Source organism: Neobacillus sp. NPDC093182 (genome assembly GCF_044754045.1).
This window is the reverse complement of record NZ_JBIVOI010000015.1, coordinates 1-16,680: the sequence shown is the minus strand read 5'-3', so window position 1 is coordinate 16,680 and position 16,680 is coordinate 1. Positions and strand designations below refer to the sequence as shown.

The following is a 16,680-nucleotide window of genomic DNA, read 5'->3' as shown; positions in this document are numbered from 1 at the left end:
TAATAATATGGTTTGCATATCGAACAAATTAAGTTCCTATTACTATTATAAATAGTTTTATAAGAAAAAAACCAAATTTTCCCTAAATTTATACTACTAGGTTAATAACAGCATTTCTTTTAAAGCTTCGTGTATTGATTTAACTTCATTTAGTTTTTAGATCGTAATAAAAAATGTAATATTAGTAATCATTTTCTTGAATGTAAAATGCATATTAAGTCCGTCTTTTTACAATCCCTCAATGGTTAAGAAAGGGATTTCTGGGGATTACAGAATTGTCTAATAGCATAGGAATGCTGGTGTTTACCGCCTGTATTACCCGTCTTGGTACAGTGGCTATTGCGGCCAATGAAATTGCTTTAAATATCCTGTCCTTCGGTTTTATGCCGGCAAATGGTTTCGGGGCGGCTTCTACTGTTGGAATTGGTCAAGCGATTGGAAAAGGCAGACCGCTGGAAGCGAAGAAGTTCGGGTTGGTGACGGTTTATCTTGGATTGGGGTTCATGGTGCTGTTTTGGGGCTAACATCATTTTTGCGGGTGGCCTTAGGGGAGTAGGAGATACCACCTTCCTTTCTCGGGCAGCCTTGGTACTAAACTGGGTTTTCTTCATTCCTTGTACCATTCTATTAACACAGGTTTTTGATTTAGGACAGACAGGTGCGTGGATCGCTTTTTCTAGCTTAATTGTTCTTCAAGGGTTAACCAATGCTTTAAGGTATATCATTTACAAATGGACCTCAGCCCAAAGTAAAAATGTACCAATATCAGAGGTAACATCGGTTCATGTTTAAATAAGAAGGATCTTAATGAATGTATAATGATGAATTTAGAATTGGGGCCAATTTGATTATGAATTGGCATTTCTTTTGCTTTTAGCACTCCCCTTTAGCCCATGTTATGGTAAGTACTTATAATGCCCTTGTTCTTAAAAGCTCCACAACTCCAGTATGTTTGGTTTAATTAAATTTTCAGCAACAAAAAAACCCTTCTGTGAGACAGTTTACCACTGTCCCACAATAGAGATAATTTATAGTTTACTAATCCTCTATTTTGATATTCTGGTTTATTTCTTTTAGAATGAGGTTCGAAATAGACTGGCAATGGTGCATGACGGTATCTACGACTACATCGGAAGCATACTCCATAAAGTGGATCATAAAGTCTTTGTTATTTGGCTGAAGGAAAGTGCCAATAAAATCAATTAGCAGATCGTTTACTAGCCTGATATTGCAATAAACCAATTCAGCATGTGCAACTTGTTCTTCTTTAGTGGAACCTTTGTACACCATTTCCTTAAAACGAGGCATATTTTCGGCTAAGAAATTAGACTCGTTCACTTGTCTAGGGACGTCCAACATGAAGGTATGAAAAGTTTCTTGGGGAACAAACTTTTCTTCATTAATACAATGCTTTAAAAAAGCTTTTGCACGATTCGTATTTTCAATCAAAAATGTCACGTTTCTAAGCAATGTCTCTAAGTGAGCTTCTTGCGAATCCACAGCTTGTTTCATCTCTGTTAATACTTGGATCACTCTTTGTGAAAGCGCATCCTTTTTCCAATGAGGCTGGTTAATAACTGCGCTTAAAACACCTGCGGTTTGTTTAGATAATATTTCTTTAGACAATGTTTTTCTCTCCTATTTGACCGTATTTTCCTCTATAGGATATCACATTACCTTCTGCATGAAACTAAGTTATTTGGAATTTCGGAGTAATTAAAAAACTCAATACAAAAGCGCTAGTATTATCCAAGCTTTGGATAATACTAGCGCTTTAAATCTGGCACAAAATCTGTAAAATAATTTTCAACTGAATGATGATACTGTTCTGGGTTTTAATCCTCGCCGGTATTGTATCACCTCTCAAAATAAAACGGGTAGTAACTGTTACCACCCGTTTTAAGTCAATCTATTTAACTACTTTTTCTTTCTTTTTGCTTTCATCGATTGGACCTGGAGAAATGCTCTGGTCATTGGCTGTCAGATCGATACCATAGTCCTTTGCAAACACCATATGTGTTTCTACTAGCACATCTGCAGTATTTTCATCCAAATTAAAAACCCTTGCACCGCGTAATCTATTTCGATCTGCACCCGGAAGACCATAGGTCCCAAAACCGGTATTCCCGGCATAACCAAGCAGGATGCCATAGTAGTTACCCATGTAGGTGTTTACATGATCATGGCCGCAGAAAACACCTTTGACATCTCCCCTCTCAAGCATAGCTGAGAACATGCCGCTATTGATCGGGCCTGGGCATTCCTCTTCATTTCTTTCTCCGATAATATTATGCTTGTTCACAGCTTTAGCGTGGTTTTCGTCCGATCTACTATCTACACTCGCAAACCACATATATCGATGTTCCCAAAGTGGAATATGAATAAATACAAGCGAAGGAACCTTGTGACCCCATTGTTTCTCTAAATTTTTAGAGGTTTCGTAATACCAGCTTACTTGATTAAAACGCAGCCAGTCCCAGGTTGGATATCCCTCAAAGTCTTGACCAGCAATAGAATTAGGAGCATATCTTCCACTGTCAAGCAACCAAAGATTAAAAGCTGCGTCCGTTCCTTTGGAATTTTTGATAAGGAGATTCATATTTCCTGTTCCAGTAATATCTTTTACACTCGGCTTGTTCATATTGTATTTGTAAGACATGTAAATTTCGAGCATGTCCTCTTCATTAAGGCCACTTTTTGGAGTGGAGTCCTCATCATGGTTTCCATATGTAATCGCCCACTTTATCCCTCTCTGCTCCATCGGTTGTGCTACATTATTTATTGCTTGTTTCATCTCAAGAGGTGTATCACAGCCACCTGTAATGTTGTCGCCGTTAAGGACAACAAAATCTGGTTTTTCAGTATCAAGGACTTTTTCCATCAACTCGATCGTACGACGGTCAATGTTTTCATCATCTTGGGTATCGTTAAACTGAACAATCTTGAATTTTCCATCCGGTTTAAATTGAAGCTTGATATCCTCATTTGCTGCGGCATGTACCTTACCCGTGAACATATTAGCCGGAATGCCCGCTGACCCTAGTGTTAATGCCAATGTACTCAACCCGCCGATTTTGATAAAGCGCCGTCTGTCCAATCCCTTTTGCAATTCATAATGACTCATAATAAAATCTCCACATCCCTTTATAGAAATATATTAAAAAGTAAATCTATAAAAAGAGTAGCAGTGAAGTTTTAATTCTTTGTTTACCCTTTGTAAAATTTTAATGTTTATTTGGTAAAGATTGCATCATTATTAATTTTTTATATTGAGGGCATTTGAAATGATATTAATAGACCTATTTACTATTCTTTTACGTTCACTTAAAATGGGAGGAAGTACTCCCATAAAAAATAATAAATGAAAGATTCCATCGGCTATCATGGAGCTTAGTCCCACAATCCATGATTATTAACTACCCCGCCCTTTATTTACATAAAAATAAAAAAAGGACTGCATAAACAGCCCTTTGGTATCTGGCAAATGTCCCCAAAATCGGCGAATGCCACTTTCCCCCTATTAAAATTACTGTCTTTGTTCATACAAATAAAAAACATAATCAGTTGAAGCACCCTTATGGCCCAGTTGTCGCAGCATCGCCGTTATATTCCCGCGATGGTACGTGCCATGATTAACCACATGCTGAACCAGTTCAGAAAGATGAGTATTTAACTTTCCAAAATGAGGATGTTCGACACTCATTGGACAATTCAAATCTTCATGAGCAGCGAAAAAGGCATGGTACTTCTTCGTTAGCTGTGTATACATCTTCTCCATTTCCTCCATGCTCTTTCCATTCGTCTTCTCCCTCATCTCAGTCACATTTTCCGTGATTTCCTCAAAGCTGTCACCAGAGATCACCCCAAACCAAGTAACATCGGTTAGAAAAATATGAACAATCACATCTGAAATCGATGGGAAAACACTTTGAATTTCTTGGGTATAGATGTCATTAGGTAATTCCTTTAAATGTGAAAAAATTCTGTTATTTGACCAAGTATGGTATCCATAAAATTGTAATGTCGAGTTCAATTGATTTCCTCCTCGATTATTAGTTTTGTTTCCATTATAACCCCTATATTCTATGAATTATATTTTTTTTACAAAAAATGTTAAATTTTCACTTAATAGAAGTATAGAAACCTAATTTTGTTTAGTGTTATTGATGAGAGTCAATCAAGCTAATATTATCAAGGAGCTATAAAAAATTTCTTTTGTTGAAAAATGTAGCTTCTTAAAAAGATTTATAGTTGAATAAAATCAAGTACTCTTATTAGCGATCCTGTCATATTGCATTTTGAACAACTTTAATAAATGAGGAATATCCTGCTCTCCTTTGATTCGAAAACTTACCCATCCGGAATTAGGAAGAACATGATGTTGTTCTGCTAGCCCTGCCTGAATGAGTTCATCTCTCACCGATTTAGGAAAAGGAAAGTCAGCAAGCTTCTCACCGTGTAAATGACCCAATTCTTTATTTTTAAAGCGAAATTCCACTCCTCCAAACCGATGTGGCTGCTCGCTAACACCTTCCCAACTAAGAAGCTCCTGTCTTAACAATTCAAGTATCATCTTTCTCCTCACCTTTCTTCAATTAATATCGTTATAAACAATAGATTTCTATAATGATATGGGGTACCTTCGCTTTAACAATAAAGTTACATGGCCAACATCACAAAGGTTTGCCAAACATTACCGAAAATCAAAAAGAATGAAATGAATACGGGAGATAATAAATATCTTTTTGCTCGTATTTACATCTTACTGAATTAAATACATTTCTCCTTCATTAATTTTATTGAATTCTTCCTACAACTTTAGTTGTAGGAACTGTTCTTCTTATTTAATAATCGCCGCAAAATCATTTAATGTTTTTTAAAATTGGCATAAAAATTGCAAGATTAATAATTGTAATAAAACCAGAATGGAGGCGGAAATGAAGTGAAGAACGTAAACATTAGATATGCAACAGAACAAGATATCCCTCAACTTCTTGATTTAATGTATCAGTACATTGTTGATTTCTACAAGTGTCCTCGTCCAACTGAAGATTCACTTTGAAAACTAGTTAATCATTTACTTGAAAACCCTTATGAAGGTATTCAATTCGTTGCAGAAAAGGAACAACATGGCTTAGTTGGTTTTTCTACATTATATTTCACTTTTAATACATTGGAAGCTAAACGGATGGCTTTCCTTTATGATTTATTTGTAACACCTGATGGAAGAGGGCAAAAAATTGGTGAAAAACTACTTCAAACTTGTATTTCTTATATGAGGGAGAACGGTTATTCACATATGAGTTGGGAAACTGCACATGACAATCTTGCTGCCCAATCTTTATACGACAAGATCGGAGCAAAAAAGCAGTTTGGCTTAACTATGAAACAAGAGGAAGGAAAATCTTATTTGAAAGAAAAGAGAAGAAATTTCGAGATGAAATAAGTAATTGTGGGAAGTCAATCTTAAAGAATAAATCCATAGCCGTATGCCTGCTCCAAATCATTCAATTAATCTTTTGTGAAGCAAAAAAATACTTATTCTAGCACATTCTTTTGTCCTCCTTTCAATTAATTGCAGCTGTTCCTTTTGTACTAGTTCCAGCTATAACAAATCTATCATTATTTCATCAAACAAAGTAAGAGAAAAAATAAATGACAAAATATTGATAATAGGACCAAAGGGTGATGAGAAAAAGCTAGAAAACAGCCATTTATGGATGTTGACTGGCATTGACTGGCATTTTTGTCTTATCGATACAACAAAAGCCCCTCCGAGTTTTCATTTCCAAGAAGCTTTCCCTCTTAAGATGAGTTTTCTTCATCCTTAATGCTTATAGAGTATCTCTTAAATCTTCAATCTCATTAGGACTAAGCTTAGTAACCTTTGCAATGAGTTCAACAGATAACCCTTCTCTAAGCATTTCAAGGGCCGTTTGCTTTTTCTCTTTTTGAATTCCCTCTGCTATCCCTTTTTCACGCCATGAATTTGGCAGCTTAAATATTTGTTCGGATTCTTGTTTATCTAATTGTTTAATCTCTTCCATAAGTTCTGCCTCCTCGCTCTCATTTATGGTTAGATATGTTTCGAAAAAGCCATTAATGAGTTCTGCTTTTGCTGAGTTCAATTCCATTTTTACTAACATTCGCAAAAATTCCTTTTTCACTTGAACTTTTTCTTGTTCCGTGTACCCCATCTTACTAAGTAGTACTGCAGCCACTGGATTATTTGTATGAATAAAAGAACATGCATTTTATCCTTCTAATAGCTTCTGCCTCAAACTAAATTTATCACAACATTTCCTTTTTTGTGACCCGTTTCCACATAACGGTGAGCTTCGGCAAGCTGTTCGAGCGGATATCGTTGATCGATGACCGCTTTGATCTTTCCAGACTTATAAAGCTCTGTAAGAAAGTTTAGATTTGCTTGGTTCTGCATTAGTCCCGCCGTGACAAAAATGGCTTTCTTGTTGCCAAACACCGTAGTCTTCATCATGTCTAAAAGAATGGATAAAGAAAGTACCGTGGAAAGGTAGACACCTCTTTGCGTGAGCGATCCTTTACATTCTGCAAAGGATCGCTTTCCCACTGCATCGAAAATGATGTCATAGATTTGACCATTTTTCGTAAAATCCTCCCGGGTATAGTCAATCACCTTATCTGCTCCGTGGGATTTTACCAACTCCACATTTGCACCGCTGCATACTCCTGTAACTTCGGCCCCCAAGTATTTCGCAATTTGTACGGCATAAAGCCCCACCGCTCCAGATGCACCATTAATCAGAACACGTTGTCCGCTCTGAACCTTTCCTTTATCGCGAAGGAACGTCAATGCGGTAGGTGCACCATCACAGATGGCGACCGCTTCTTCATAGGACATTCCTGCCGGTTTGATTGCCAGAGGGGTGTTTTCGTGCAGACATTTGTATTCAGCTTTGGCGCCAAACGTCTTAGCACTTAACCCAAAGACTTGGTCGCCTACTTTATATCGTGTTACCTTTTTGCCAACGGCATCAATTATGCCTGACAGCTCCGTACCAAATATCGGGTTCCTTGGTCTTCTAAACCCGTATACAAGCTTAACGATGGGAGAACCCTTTCGAAAGGTACAGTCTGATGGTCCGACGGAAGCCACGTATATTTTAATCCGGACTTCATGATCTTTAGGGATTGGCGTTTCTACCTCTTGGAGCTGAAAAACATCCGGTGATCCATAATTTGTGCATATCATGGCTCTCATATCGTCGCTTTCCTTTTACTTTTTGCAGTAAGTGATGTAAAGGCATTTTCGTTAAATCCTTTTACGATAAGCCATACTGCTAAAATCATTTCATTCGCTGCTACTGGCACAGCCAAAATAGCACCCCAAAAAGAAATTTGAGGGAATACACCAAACATTACGAACAAGGAACAAATGAAAACACAAGTGGCTCCTGTCATACCTAGAATTGATATAAATCTGGGTACAAGCTTGGTTTTATAAAATATATAACTATACATCATCGTATTGATACCAAGCATGAAAAGTGGACCAAGCATGAATGTCCAGTCATGTATTGCTTTTAGGATTATGCCTGAAGAGTGAAAAGATGAAGGATCTGGGGCTCCTGCTGCTACAAATTCCCGGCTTAGGGTTAGGAGGGACAAGACACTGATGACACCAACTGTAATAATACTTGCTTCAAGAAACCTGAAGCAAACATGCCAAAGGGCGATAGTTTCATTATATAGTCTTAACAATGGAAACATGGTAGTGGCCGTTCCAATCGCTGAAACGACTAGAATTAATTCCATTACTGCTCCGACTATCACTTGGTTGGCGTGTTCGGAACCTTTTATTAGATAATCGCGACCGTTTAAGATAGGATCGTATAAAGTTAGACCTATCACCGCTGTAACAGCAGCAAGTATAAACAGGACTCCCACAATTTTTGCAGCTTTTCTGTTTGAATTCATTTTTCTATCCCCTCACTTAATAAATTCAAAAACGTTAAGCATTGATCGTTCTTACTGCTTTGTGTGATCCCCATAAAAGAATACTTCTTCCAATGGTAAGTTAAAGGCATGAGCGATGCGAAAAGCTAGTTCCAGTGATGGGGAGTAGTTTCCCTTTTCGAGAGCTACGATGGTTTGTCTGGTTACTCCCACCTTGTCAGCCAACTGCTGCTGTGTCATTTCATCATGGTTGAATCGTAATTTACGGATGTGATTGCCGACAAGATTTTTACCCATTTTTACACTCCTTTCCGATAGTGATAAAGTTTTGTAACCGAGCCGGTGACATCTGAAATGAAACCTGCAGAAATCAGAATAATGAACATCACATGTAACGGTTGATAGAAAACCTGTGATCCCATTGCAAAAAGAAAACCAATGACAAACACAAAAAATGAATTTCGGAACGCTTTCAAGTCAATTAACTTATCTAATTCATCCGCAAATGCTGGTTCTTTTTCATTGGTCGTCAGTCTAAATACGATGTTGAAAATAATGCTGATCATGATATGTGCAACGATTGAAAATAAAGTCAGGTAAAGGACAAAGGAACCCCAATAATGAAAAACCTCACTCGACTCCACACCCTCTCCTGGGTACCACGGGTACATGAACAAACAATACGAGACGAAAATGAGAATAGCACTAATGACCGAAACGATACTTTTCTTTTCTTGATAAGTCATGATTCACCTCTCCGTGTATGATTATTTTTACAAGAAGTTAAACTTGTTATACTAAATGTAAAGTAAACCATACATCAAGTCAAGTATAATTTACAAAAATAGGCAGGATACTGCCTTATTGGGCAGTATCCTGTCCTTGATGTAGAATGGAAATTTAATTATTTCTACACAAACCATAACCAAAGCCCCTCTGATTGGATAAGATCAAAGGGGCTTAATTATGCTAACAATCTTCTTGAAGCTAAAAAGCGAACCTCAGCACCTTATCTGATGTTCGCTTTCAAATAATAATATGTATTTGTTAAACTACAATACCCTCATTATTTTGTAGTTGTCGAATGATCTCGTTAAAATAACGTTCTTTATGATCCTGTATCCGCGGAAATGGATGATAAAACATTAACTTCCCCTGTGCTTTTAGACCAAAAACTTTTATATCCGTATCATGAATCGCAGAGATCCATTGCTCTTTTAATCGATTAAGTTCAGACCCCTTTTCAGTACTCCATGCAAGTAACACCCATGGATGTTTTTCTTCATTGAATTGCTGTATTATTGATTTGTTTGTTTCATAAGATTGGATTAACCATTGTTTTTCTTTTACGGCGTTTTTAGAAGACGTATGTTGAAATGGAAAGAGATTATAAATATGAAAGCGTCCATTAAGAAGTTCTTTATTTGATTGTTGTAAGATTTCAGCCAGCCTTTTCATAGTTTTATCTGGAATCAGTTCTCCAGTTTTTTCTTCAACATCAAACACAATCGATTTATCAACAAAGCTAGCTTCACCAGGATTTAACATAATAATTGATCCAATAGAGTTACTACCGTTTCCGAACTGCAGGAATGTTTTTATTCTACATATAAAATTATTACACTTATAGAATGTACCAAAGGCTTTATAGCTGTCCAATATTCTCCCTCGTTTGCAAAATAATAAGAAATAAACAAATTAAATATGTAAAATTTTAAATTAAGTGAAGAAATCATTCTGACCTAGACCTAGAAGAAAATTAACCAAAACAGACGATGCTTTGAACAATATCCCGCTACATTGATTAAAAAATGTCGAGTTATCACAGCATTCCACACAGTCTAACCCGTTTAACCAACAATAAACAAATACATCCTTCAGTAACCGCCAATTGTCGATATGAACCAATCGATTGATTAAATACCATAAAATCGTATTACTTACCCATGTCACTGAAACTACATACAAAAAGGGATAGTGCAATCACTACCCCTTAATAGAACCTTGTGTCATCCCTTCAACAATATACTTCTGAGCAAAAGCGAACAACAGCAGAGTCGGTATAACAGATAATACTGTTGCGGCTGACATCGATCCCCAATCAATATCAAATTTCGTAATAAACGAGTTCATGGCAACCGGAATAGTTTTTGCCTCTTCTTTATCGATGAACATAACCGCTAGGAACAATTCGTTCCAACACTGTACAAATGCGAAGATGAATGTTGCAGCTAAACCCGGCAGCATGACAGGAATGATCACTTTAAATAGCGCTGTTATCCGTGAACAGCCATCAATCATGGCTGCCTCCTCCAAACTTAACGGAATCCTTTCAAAGAAGCCCTTCATCATTACCGTACAAAACGGCACCATCATCACCGTATACATGAGCATTAACGAAGGCAATCGATTAATCAGCTCCAGCTTGGACATTAACAAATATAATGGTGCCAGCCCAATAAATAAGGGAATCATTTGGGTAATGAAGAATGCAAAGATCACCTGCGTTTTACCTTTAAACTCAAACCGGGCAAGAACGTAACCGCCAAGTGTAGCAATAATTAAGGAAATAACACCTGCAATTAAGGAGAGAATCAAGCTATTCATAATATAAACATCGAAGTTTGAAATCTTAATGATATTGATATAGTTTTCGAATGTAACGTTTTCCGGCCAATATTGGATGGGGAAGGTAAACATTTCATTCGCAGGTTTTAATGATGTAACGAAAATCCAATACAGCGGGAACACCGTGAAGACAAGAAATAAGGATAAGAAAACAACCTTAACCAACAGTTTCCAGTTTATTCGTCTCACCATTAAAAATCACCCGCTTTATTGAATTTCGTTGCTAGCAGATAAAAGATTGAAAAGAAAATTAAAATAAAAATGAGAATAACCCCAACAGCAGCAGCTTGTCCGTAGTTTTGGCCAAACATGATTTTCTCCAACATAAAGGTTGATAGAATATGTGTTGAACCCGCAGGTCCACCATTTGTAAGTGAGTAGATTAAATCAGGAAAATTTATAATCCAAATGACTCGGAGCAACGTTGTGACAATCAGTGTTGGCAAAATATATGGGATGGTGATGTTAAAAAGCTGTTGGAAATAGCCGGCACCATCAATCTTTGCTGCTTCAAACAAATCTTCAGGAATGGATTGTAAGGCAGCTAAAATCATAATCGCAAAGAAGGTAATCCCGTACCAGACATTTGCAACAATGACAGAAACCATTGCCCAGGTGGGGTCCGCCAAGAAAGGGATGGCACTATCAATGATTCCAAACTTAATCAACAGGTCATTAATAACCCCGCCTTGTCCATTCAACATCCAGCGCCAAATCAACCCGATTAAAAAACCCGACATTGCCCATGGAAAAAAGATAAATGCTTGGTAAACCCCTCTTCCCTTGAACTTCCTTCTCAACATCAAGGCGACGATAAATCCAATGAAGAATTGAGGAACTAACGAAAAAAAGACCCAATAGAAACTATTAACGAGTGACTCTTTAAAGCCTATATCAGCCATGATTGTTTTAAAGTTTTCTAGACCGATAAATCGAATGTTCATTAAATCATAGGCCGAATAATTTTGAAACGCCATGATCACCCCTTTTAACAAGGGATAATAGGTGAATATAGAAACAAGTATGATTGCTGGGAGTAAACAAAGGAATATGAAAAGACCTTGTTTAGATATACGAAACAATGGCAAGCCTCTTTCTGTAACTGTTTCAGTCTGTATTTTCAAGTTTCATAGTCTCCTCTCCGAAAAAAGAACAAAGGGCAGCAGTCTTTCCTACTGCCCTCCATTTACTTTATTTATGATTTTCTTTTTCCTTTTTCCAAAAATCAGTCCACTTTGCTAATACATCTTCTTTTGATAGCTTACCTAATAATAGAGCCTGAATGTCCTTTTCAGCTAAGGCACGGTATTCAGCATATCCCTTATAGTGGACAGGACGGTCAGCGATTAAGAATTCTTCTGGCTTCGCATTCATTTCAATGTAAGAGCTAAAGTAGCCCTCTTTGAAATAGGGGTCGTCACCTGCACTTAAATGAATCGGAATAAGTGAGTTTTCCTTGGCGAAAAATAAATTTTGTTCAGGACTTGATAAAAACGATACAAGCTTCCATGCCTCTTGCTTATGCTTGGTGAAAGCACCGATTCCCCAGCCTGCTGTTCCTGCCGGCTGCTGTGCCACCCCTGATGGAGTTCCTTTAGGCAGTGGAGCTGTATCCCATGTTCCTTCTTCCATATTTTCCTCAGCGGTTACAATGACCTCTGGATCCTGAATTAACATCGCAGTCATTCCGGAAGTAAAGCCTTGAACCATTTCCGGGTAGCTCCAGCTAATCGAATCAGGAGGAGACGCTTTCTTATATACTTCTACAAAGGTATCAAGCACCTGCTTGGCTTCTGGTGTATCAAACATGACCTTACCTTCAGTTGTGAAATACGCATCCTTTTCCGTAATCTTTTCCCCGAGGAATGACCATGTCATAAATTCAATATAGTCCGGAGAGCCTGCACCGCCTCGGAAGCTATAGCCATAGCGATTCTTTGAAGGATCGGTTAATTTAATCGCTGCGTCTACTAACTCATCCCAAGTTTCCGGAACCTTAATTCCAGCTTCTTCAAACCAATCCTTCCGGTAGAATAACGTTTTTTCATATACACCATAGGGGATATAATAAGGTTTATCGTCAACAGCTGTTGCTCCATGCTTAATCGTTTCCGTTAACGAATTCCAGTCTTCCCACTTGCTTGTATAGGCTGATAGGTCTTCAATAAATTGGTTAGCTGCCCAGTTCTTAACCGTCTGCTCACGAACTTCTAATACATCAATATCCTCTTTTGCCATGAGCATTTGTGTGATTTTTTCATCAGCGCTTTGCAAAGGAGGAGAAATCAATTCAACTTTAATGTTCGGATTTTCCTCTTCAAATTTAGCGATCATTTCCTTTAAGAGTGTAGTCCTGGCTGGGCTAGTAATACTTTCAATCATCCTTAATGTGACTTTTCCCTCTTTATCCTCTTTCTCGTTATCTACCTCTGAACTAGTGCAGCCTGCCAAGATGCCAACAAACAACATGAATGAAACAAGAACCCAAAACCCCTTTTTGAGATGAAGCATAACATTACTCCCCCTTGAAATGTTTGTGGTTATATACAAAAGGGCAGCCCCCTTTTATACCAATGGTTAAACTAGTTTTAATGCTGCCTCTAAATCTTCGAGTAACTCATCGACATTCTCTAAACCGACCGAAATTCGGATCAACCCCGGGTCTAAGCCGCCTTTCACTAACTGCTCGACGTTATAGCCATAGTTCGGTGAAATCACAAGACTTTCAAAACCACCCCAGGAAACACCGATTTGAAAATGTTTTAGGCTATTAATCACCTTCCGGACAGATTCGTATGTGTTATTCTTGAGCTCAAAGCTCATCAAGCCTGTATAGCCTTTTAGCTGCTCTTTTCCAAGCCTGTAGTCTGGAGAGCTTTCTAACCCAGGGTAATTGACCCGTTTGACAGCAGAAGATTCTTCTAAAAAGGAAGCGATTTTCAATCCGCTTTCCTGATGTGCCTTCATCCGAATTGGCAGGGTCCGAAGCCCGCGCATTAAAAGCCATGCTTCATAAGGCGGCATGACACCACCAAGCAGCTGATATTCATGATAAAAAAGATGATCCATGATCTCCTTGCTCGTAATTAAGGCGCCGCCAACAAGGTCACTATGGCCGCCTAAATACTTCGAAACAGAATGGACAACGATATCAATTCCATATGTAATCGGATTTTGGAAAACAGGTGTAGCCCAGGTATTATCAATAATTGTTTTAATCCCACGCTGTTGAGCAAGAGATGCAATCGCTTTTAAATTAACAAGTTTAAAGGACATGGTCGTCGGACTTTCTAGGTAGATTATTTTCGTGTTGGGGCGAATCAATGACTCGATTGCCTCGAGGTCTGTGTTGAGGGTATTCGTGTGAGAGATGCCGAATTTTTCAATATAGGTAAAGAACTTCGTTGTAGGACCGTATATATTGCTGATACTTAAAACATGATCGCCTGATTGTAAAAAGGTTAAAGTCGCTGATGAGATGGCAGCCATCCCTGAGGAAAACAACTTACACCTCTCCCCTTTTTCCAGCGCAGCAATTTTCTTCTCCACAATTTCAACCGTTGGATTGGTGCCACGCCAATACAGGTAACTGCTTTGCTCATCCTTCATCGCTGCTGTCAGCTGCTCGAAGTTTTCGAATACAAACAGCGAATTCTGATAGATGGGTGGAACCACTGCTCCATGAAACCGCTCATATTCATCACCGATATGAGTGACGATATGTTCATTTGAGGACTGTTTCGTCATGCCTATTCCTTCTTTCTAAATTTTTCGTAGAGTATCTTCCACTATGTCTATAAATTTATTAAACTCTTGTAACGCATAAGCAGGGTCCCGGTCCTTAATTCCATCCAGCATGGTCCGGTGAAAAGGGATCGTATCTGTAAAAATATGAACAATACCAAAGGGTTTGCTCCAAAGCCGGTTAAAAGTGTCAGAGACTGATTCAGCGACACTCTCTAATAGCGGATTATGTGACGCCCGATAAATGGCTTTATGAAACTCCCAATCCACTTCGGAGGAGTCTAGTCCGGCATCCTTTAGGGCAATGACTTCCGTCAGGATCCGATCCATTTCTTCAATTTCAGATTCAGAGGCCCTGATGGCTGCTAACTCCACCGCCTTCCCCTCTAGTGCTCTTCGCAGCTCACTAATATGTAATAGAGAGTTTTTTTCCTGCTCCACTTCGATCTTCGCCTCAATTTTTAAGGCATCACCATCTTTAACAAAAATTCCTTTTCCATTTTGAACTTCAATCATGTCAAAGCCTTCAAGGAAGCGTAAGCCCTCGCGAATGCTCGACCGGCTCACACCGAGGATAGATGTTAATTCTGCTACAGATGGAAGTTTATCTCCCCTCTTTAAATGATGCTCGCGAATATATCTTTTGATTTCATCCGCAATCATCTCATGCATTGAAACCTTTTTAATACTCTTCATGACTGTCACCTTCTAAGAATTAATTTTTCATGCTCTATGACTATCAACCTATCGGATAGGTTAAGTTTATTCTGAATATTTAAATAAGTCAATTCTAACTTTCGGTCAATATCCGACAGACTTTGCTGGTGCCAAAGCTACATGTACAGGTAAAAACCCTTGCTGTATGCGGCAAGGGTTAAGAGTAATATCATAAGGCAAACGCAGTAAAGACTTTGTGTAAAACAAAAAAACTGGGGATACAGTCCATAATTTCTTTAAAATATCTGTAGGCCGTTGTATAAAATATGAAATTGTACGTGAGTTCCTAAAACAAAGATACCTGACCAAAACTCTTTTTAAATGCCTTGTGGTTCACTTTTTTAAAATTCTCTTCAGTTGGTAGTGGGTCACCTATTTCTTTTATGTAGAAAATACTTTACTTGTTTTTTCCTCCGTGGCTCTTATGAATAAATTGTCTAATTGGCTTCGTAATTTAATGCTATAGACAACTGGAAAAAAGCGAACAACTTCTTCATTTTTATGAGCCGTTCTTGGATCAACAGAAATTCGCTGAATATTGATATTAATCGCTACGGAAGCATCTTTTTGATTCCACAATCCTTTTATTCTACAAAAACGCCCCATCCGTCAGAATAACCACCATGTGGTTTACTTAAGTTATTTAATTGATTCTGTATTTTTATTAATTCATTATAATTTAATAACATTCTTTTAGAACAACAACATGCCCACTCTTCCGTTTCGTCGTCTTGCTCTAAGAAACAATTGAATCCTTCTTCTCTTAGTACTTGCAATAATTCTTCACCTGTTGCTTTATTAGGCACAGCAACAAAAAAGTCCACTGATTGATGTTTTTTAAAATCTAATCCATCTTTATATAGACTATGTAAAGCATCTCCATCAGCATCATTTGGAAATTTCATTTGTTTTTCCTCCATATTATAGTACATTCATTGTTTTCATTATAATTTACTTATATCTATTCGACAAATCATAAATTTTCATTGTACAAAAAGGTATAAAGTCTATGTGTTTACCCCATTAATAACAAAAAAGAATAGCCACGCTAATTACCAAAATAAGGAAACAATTTCATTAAATAGGGTAAACGGCTATTTCTATCGCATGTGTGTTTTATTGTATAGGTATTCGAGAACCAAGCTCTTTAGTATTTCTATTTAGGAAAATCATTCATTGAACTGAAGCTTATTTTATGCGAACACAGCAGTGCAAATAATAAGCGCCATCAATACACAGGGTAGGTTCACATGGATTTTAAAGAGGACAGTGCCGACCAAAAACAGTCCCCAGTGTAAACGATAAACTAGAATCAACAGTTTTCCACAAATAAGGATAAACAGATTTCGACAAATAAGAATCAACAGTTTACCTTAATGAACCCACTTTCTATATACTTAAATCAGTCTATGGAAAGTGAGGAATTAACAGGAGTGGAAAGGCTAATGATTTACAACGAGGTTCATAGGCTTCGCGGTGAGGGATTTTCAAATAGCGCGATAGCTAGGAAATTGAAGATTTCTAGGAATAGAGTGATAGAATACGCAAAGATGTCGCCTTCGTTTGCCATCTCATTACAAAGCAGAAGTAAAAAGCTAGATCCCTTTCGGGAGGACATTCTTCGATGGCTACAGGACCATCCTGACTTATCAGGAG

The 16,680-nt window shown here is 37.8% G+C and carries 20 protein-coding genes and 1 pseudogene; 4 read left to right on the top strand and 17 right to left on the bottom strand.

Translation table 11 applies throughout. From position 1 onward, the window contains the following. Positions 1-275: 275 nt before the first annotated feature. Together ACIQAA_RS23805 and ACIQAA_RS23800 are read left to right on the top strand one after the other, a co-directional pair. A complete protein-coding gene (locus ACIQAA_RS23805; RefSeq protein WP_402624556.1) occupies positions 276-524 on the top strand; it encodes an MATE family efflux transporter in 249 nt (82 codons plus the stop codon). Continuing rightward, entirely contained in the window at positions 490-792 is a 303-nt protein-coding gene (locus ACIQAA_RS23800; RefSeq protein WP_402624553.1) for a hypothetical protein, read from the top strand. Before ACIQAA_RS23805 ends, ACIQAA_RS23800 begins: the two co-directional genes overlap by 35 nt. A 246-nt stretch (positions 793-1,038) precedes the next feature. On the opposite strand, the gene ACIQAA_RS23795 is transcribed toward ACIQAA_RS23800, so the two are convergent. The 4 genes from ACIQAA_RS23795 to ACIQAA_RS23780 form a co-directional block, all read right to left on the bottom strand. After that, positions 1,039-1,626 (bottom strand): hypothetical protein, encoded by a 588-nt coding sequence (locus ACIQAA_RS23795; protein WP_402624550.1) that lies wholly within the window; start codon positions 1,624-1,626, stop codon positions 1,039-1,041. A 283-nt stretch (positions 1,627-1,909) separates the two neighbouring features. After that, the gene (locus ACIQAA_RS23790; RefSeq protein ID WP_402624547.1) at positions 1,910-3,124 is read right to left on the bottom strand and encodes a metallophosphoesterase family protein; all 1,215 of its coding nucleotides are present in this window, start codon (positions 3,122-3,124) and stop codon (positions 1,910-1,912) included. A 402-nt stretch (positions 3,125-3,526) separates the two neighbouring features. Beyond that, positions 3,527-4,033, bottom strand: coding sequence for a DinB family protein (locus tag ACIQAA_RS23785; protein WP_402624544.1), 507 nt, complete (start codon positions 4,031-4,033; stop codon positions 3,527-3,529). A 228-nt stretch (positions 4,034-4,261) separates the two neighbouring features. Further along, positions 4,262-4,573, bottom strand: coding sequence for a luciferase domain-containing protein (locus ACIQAA_RS23780; protein ID WP_402624541.1), 312 nt, complete (start codon positions 4,571-4,573; stop codon positions 4,262-4,264). Between the two features lie 528 nt (positions 4,574-5,101). On the opposite strand from ACIQAA_RS23780, the gene ACIQAA_RS23775 reads away from it, so the two are divergent. Beyond that, positions 5,102-5,446 (top strand): GNAT family N-acetyltransferase, encoded by a 345-nt coding sequence (locus tag ACIQAA_RS23775; protein ID WP_402624981.1) that lies wholly within the window; start codon positions 5,102-5,104, stop codon positions 5,444-5,446. A 388-nt stretch (positions 5,447-5,834) separates the two neighbouring features. Here ACIQAA_RS23775 and ACIQAA_RS23770 read toward each other — a convergent pair whose 3' ends face one another. The 13 genes from ACIQAA_RS23770 to ACIQAA_RS23710 form a co-directional block, all read right to left on the bottom strand. Then, the gene (locus ACIQAA_RS23770) at positions 5,835-6,146 is read right to left on the bottom strand and encodes a hypothetical protein (RefSeq protein ID WP_402624538.1); all 312 of its coding nucleotides are present in this window, start codon (positions 6,144-6,146) and stop codon (positions 5,835-5,837) included. A gap of 131 nt (positions 6,147-6,277) precedes the next feature. After that, positions 6,278-7,240, bottom strand: coding sequence for an NAD(P)-dependent alcohol dehydrogenase (locus tag ACIQAA_RS23765; protein WP_402624535.1), 963 nt, complete (start codon positions 7,238-7,240; stop codon positions 6,278-6,280). Continuing rightward, the gene (locus ACIQAA_RS23760; RefSeq protein WP_402624532.1) at positions 7,237-7,956 is read right to left on the bottom strand and encodes a DUF4386 domain-containing protein; all 720 of its coding nucleotides are present in this window, start codon (positions 7,954-7,956) and stop codon (positions 7,237-7,239) included. Before ACIQAA_RS23760 ends, ACIQAA_RS23765 begins: the two co-directional genes overlap by 4 nt. A gap of 51 nt (positions 7,957-8,007) precedes the next feature. Continuing rightward, complete coding sequence (locus ACIQAA_RS23755; protein WP_179603222.1) at positions 8,008-8,232, bottom strand: helix-turn-helix transcriptional regulator; 225 nt, start codon at positions 8,230-8,232, stop codon at positions 8,008-8,010. 2 nt (positions 8,233-8,234) lie between these two features. Further along, positions 8,235-8,681, bottom strand: coding sequence for a hypothetical protein (locus tag ACIQAA_RS23750; protein WP_402624529.1), 447 nt, complete (start codon positions 8,679-8,681; stop codon positions 8,235-8,237). A 301-nt stretch (positions 8,682-8,982) separates the two neighbouring features. Continuing rightward, positions 8,983-9,594, bottom strand: a complete 612-nt coding sequence (locus ACIQAA_RS23745; protein WP_402624527.1) for a DUF1643 domain-containing protein — start codon at positions 9,592-9,594, stop codon at positions 8,983-8,985. Positions 9,595-9,921: 327 nt separating this feature from the next. Beyond that, on the bottom strand, positions 9,922-10,755 hold the full coding sequence (locus ACIQAA_RS23740) for a carbohydrate ABC transporter permease (RefSeq protein ID WP_402624524.1): 834 nt from the start codon (positions 10,753-10,755) through the stop codon (positions 9,922-9,924). Then, positions 10,755-11,687, bottom strand: coding sequence for a carbohydrate ABC transporter permease (locus ACIQAA_RS23735; RefSeq protein ID WP_402624521.1), 933 nt, complete (start codon positions 11,685-11,687; stop codon positions 10,755-10,757). The genes ACIQAA_RS23740 and ACIQAA_RS23735 overlap by 1 nt, the downstream gene beginning before the upstream one ends. A gap of 67 nt (positions 11,688-11,754) precedes the next feature. Beyond that, on the bottom strand, positions 11,755-13,074 hold the full coding sequence (locus tag ACIQAA_RS23730) for an ABC transporter substrate-binding protein (protein WP_402624518.1): 1,320 nt from the start codon (positions 13,072-13,074) through the stop codon (positions 11,755-11,757). A 66-nt stretch (positions 13,075-13,140) separates the two neighbouring features. Then, positions 13,141-14,310, bottom strand: coding sequence for a trans-sulfuration enzyme family protein (locus ACIQAA_RS23725; RefSeq protein ID WP_402624516.1), 1,170 nt, complete (start codon positions 14,308-14,310; stop codon positions 13,141-13,143). Between the two features lie 15 nt (positions 14,311-14,325). Continuing rightward, entirely contained in the window at positions 14,326-15,003 is a 678-nt protein-coding gene (locus ACIQAA_RS23720; protein ID WP_402624513.1) for a FadR/GntR family transcriptional regulator, read from the bottom strand. Between the two features lie 402 nt (positions 15,004-15,405). Continuing rightward, a complete protein-coding gene (locus tag ACIQAA_RS23715) occupies positions 15,406-15,603 on the bottom strand; it encodes a hypothetical protein (protein ID WP_402624510.1) in 198 nt (65 codons plus the stop codon). Between the two features lie 5 nt (positions 15,604-15,608). Beyond that, the gene (locus tag ACIQAA_RS23710; protein ID WP_402624507.1) at positions 15,609-15,929 is read right to left on the bottom strand and encodes a ribonuclease E inhibitor RraB; all 321 of its coding nucleotides are present in this window, start codon (positions 15,927-15,929) and stop codon (positions 15,609-15,611) included. A 540-nt stretch (positions 15,930-16,469) separates the two neighbouring features. On the opposite strand from ACIQAA_RS23710, the pseudogene ACIQAA_RS23705 reads away from it, so the two are divergent. Next, a pseudogene (locus ACIQAA_RS23705) lies at positions 16,470-16,680 on the top strand (IS21 family transposase); the annotation flags it as partial.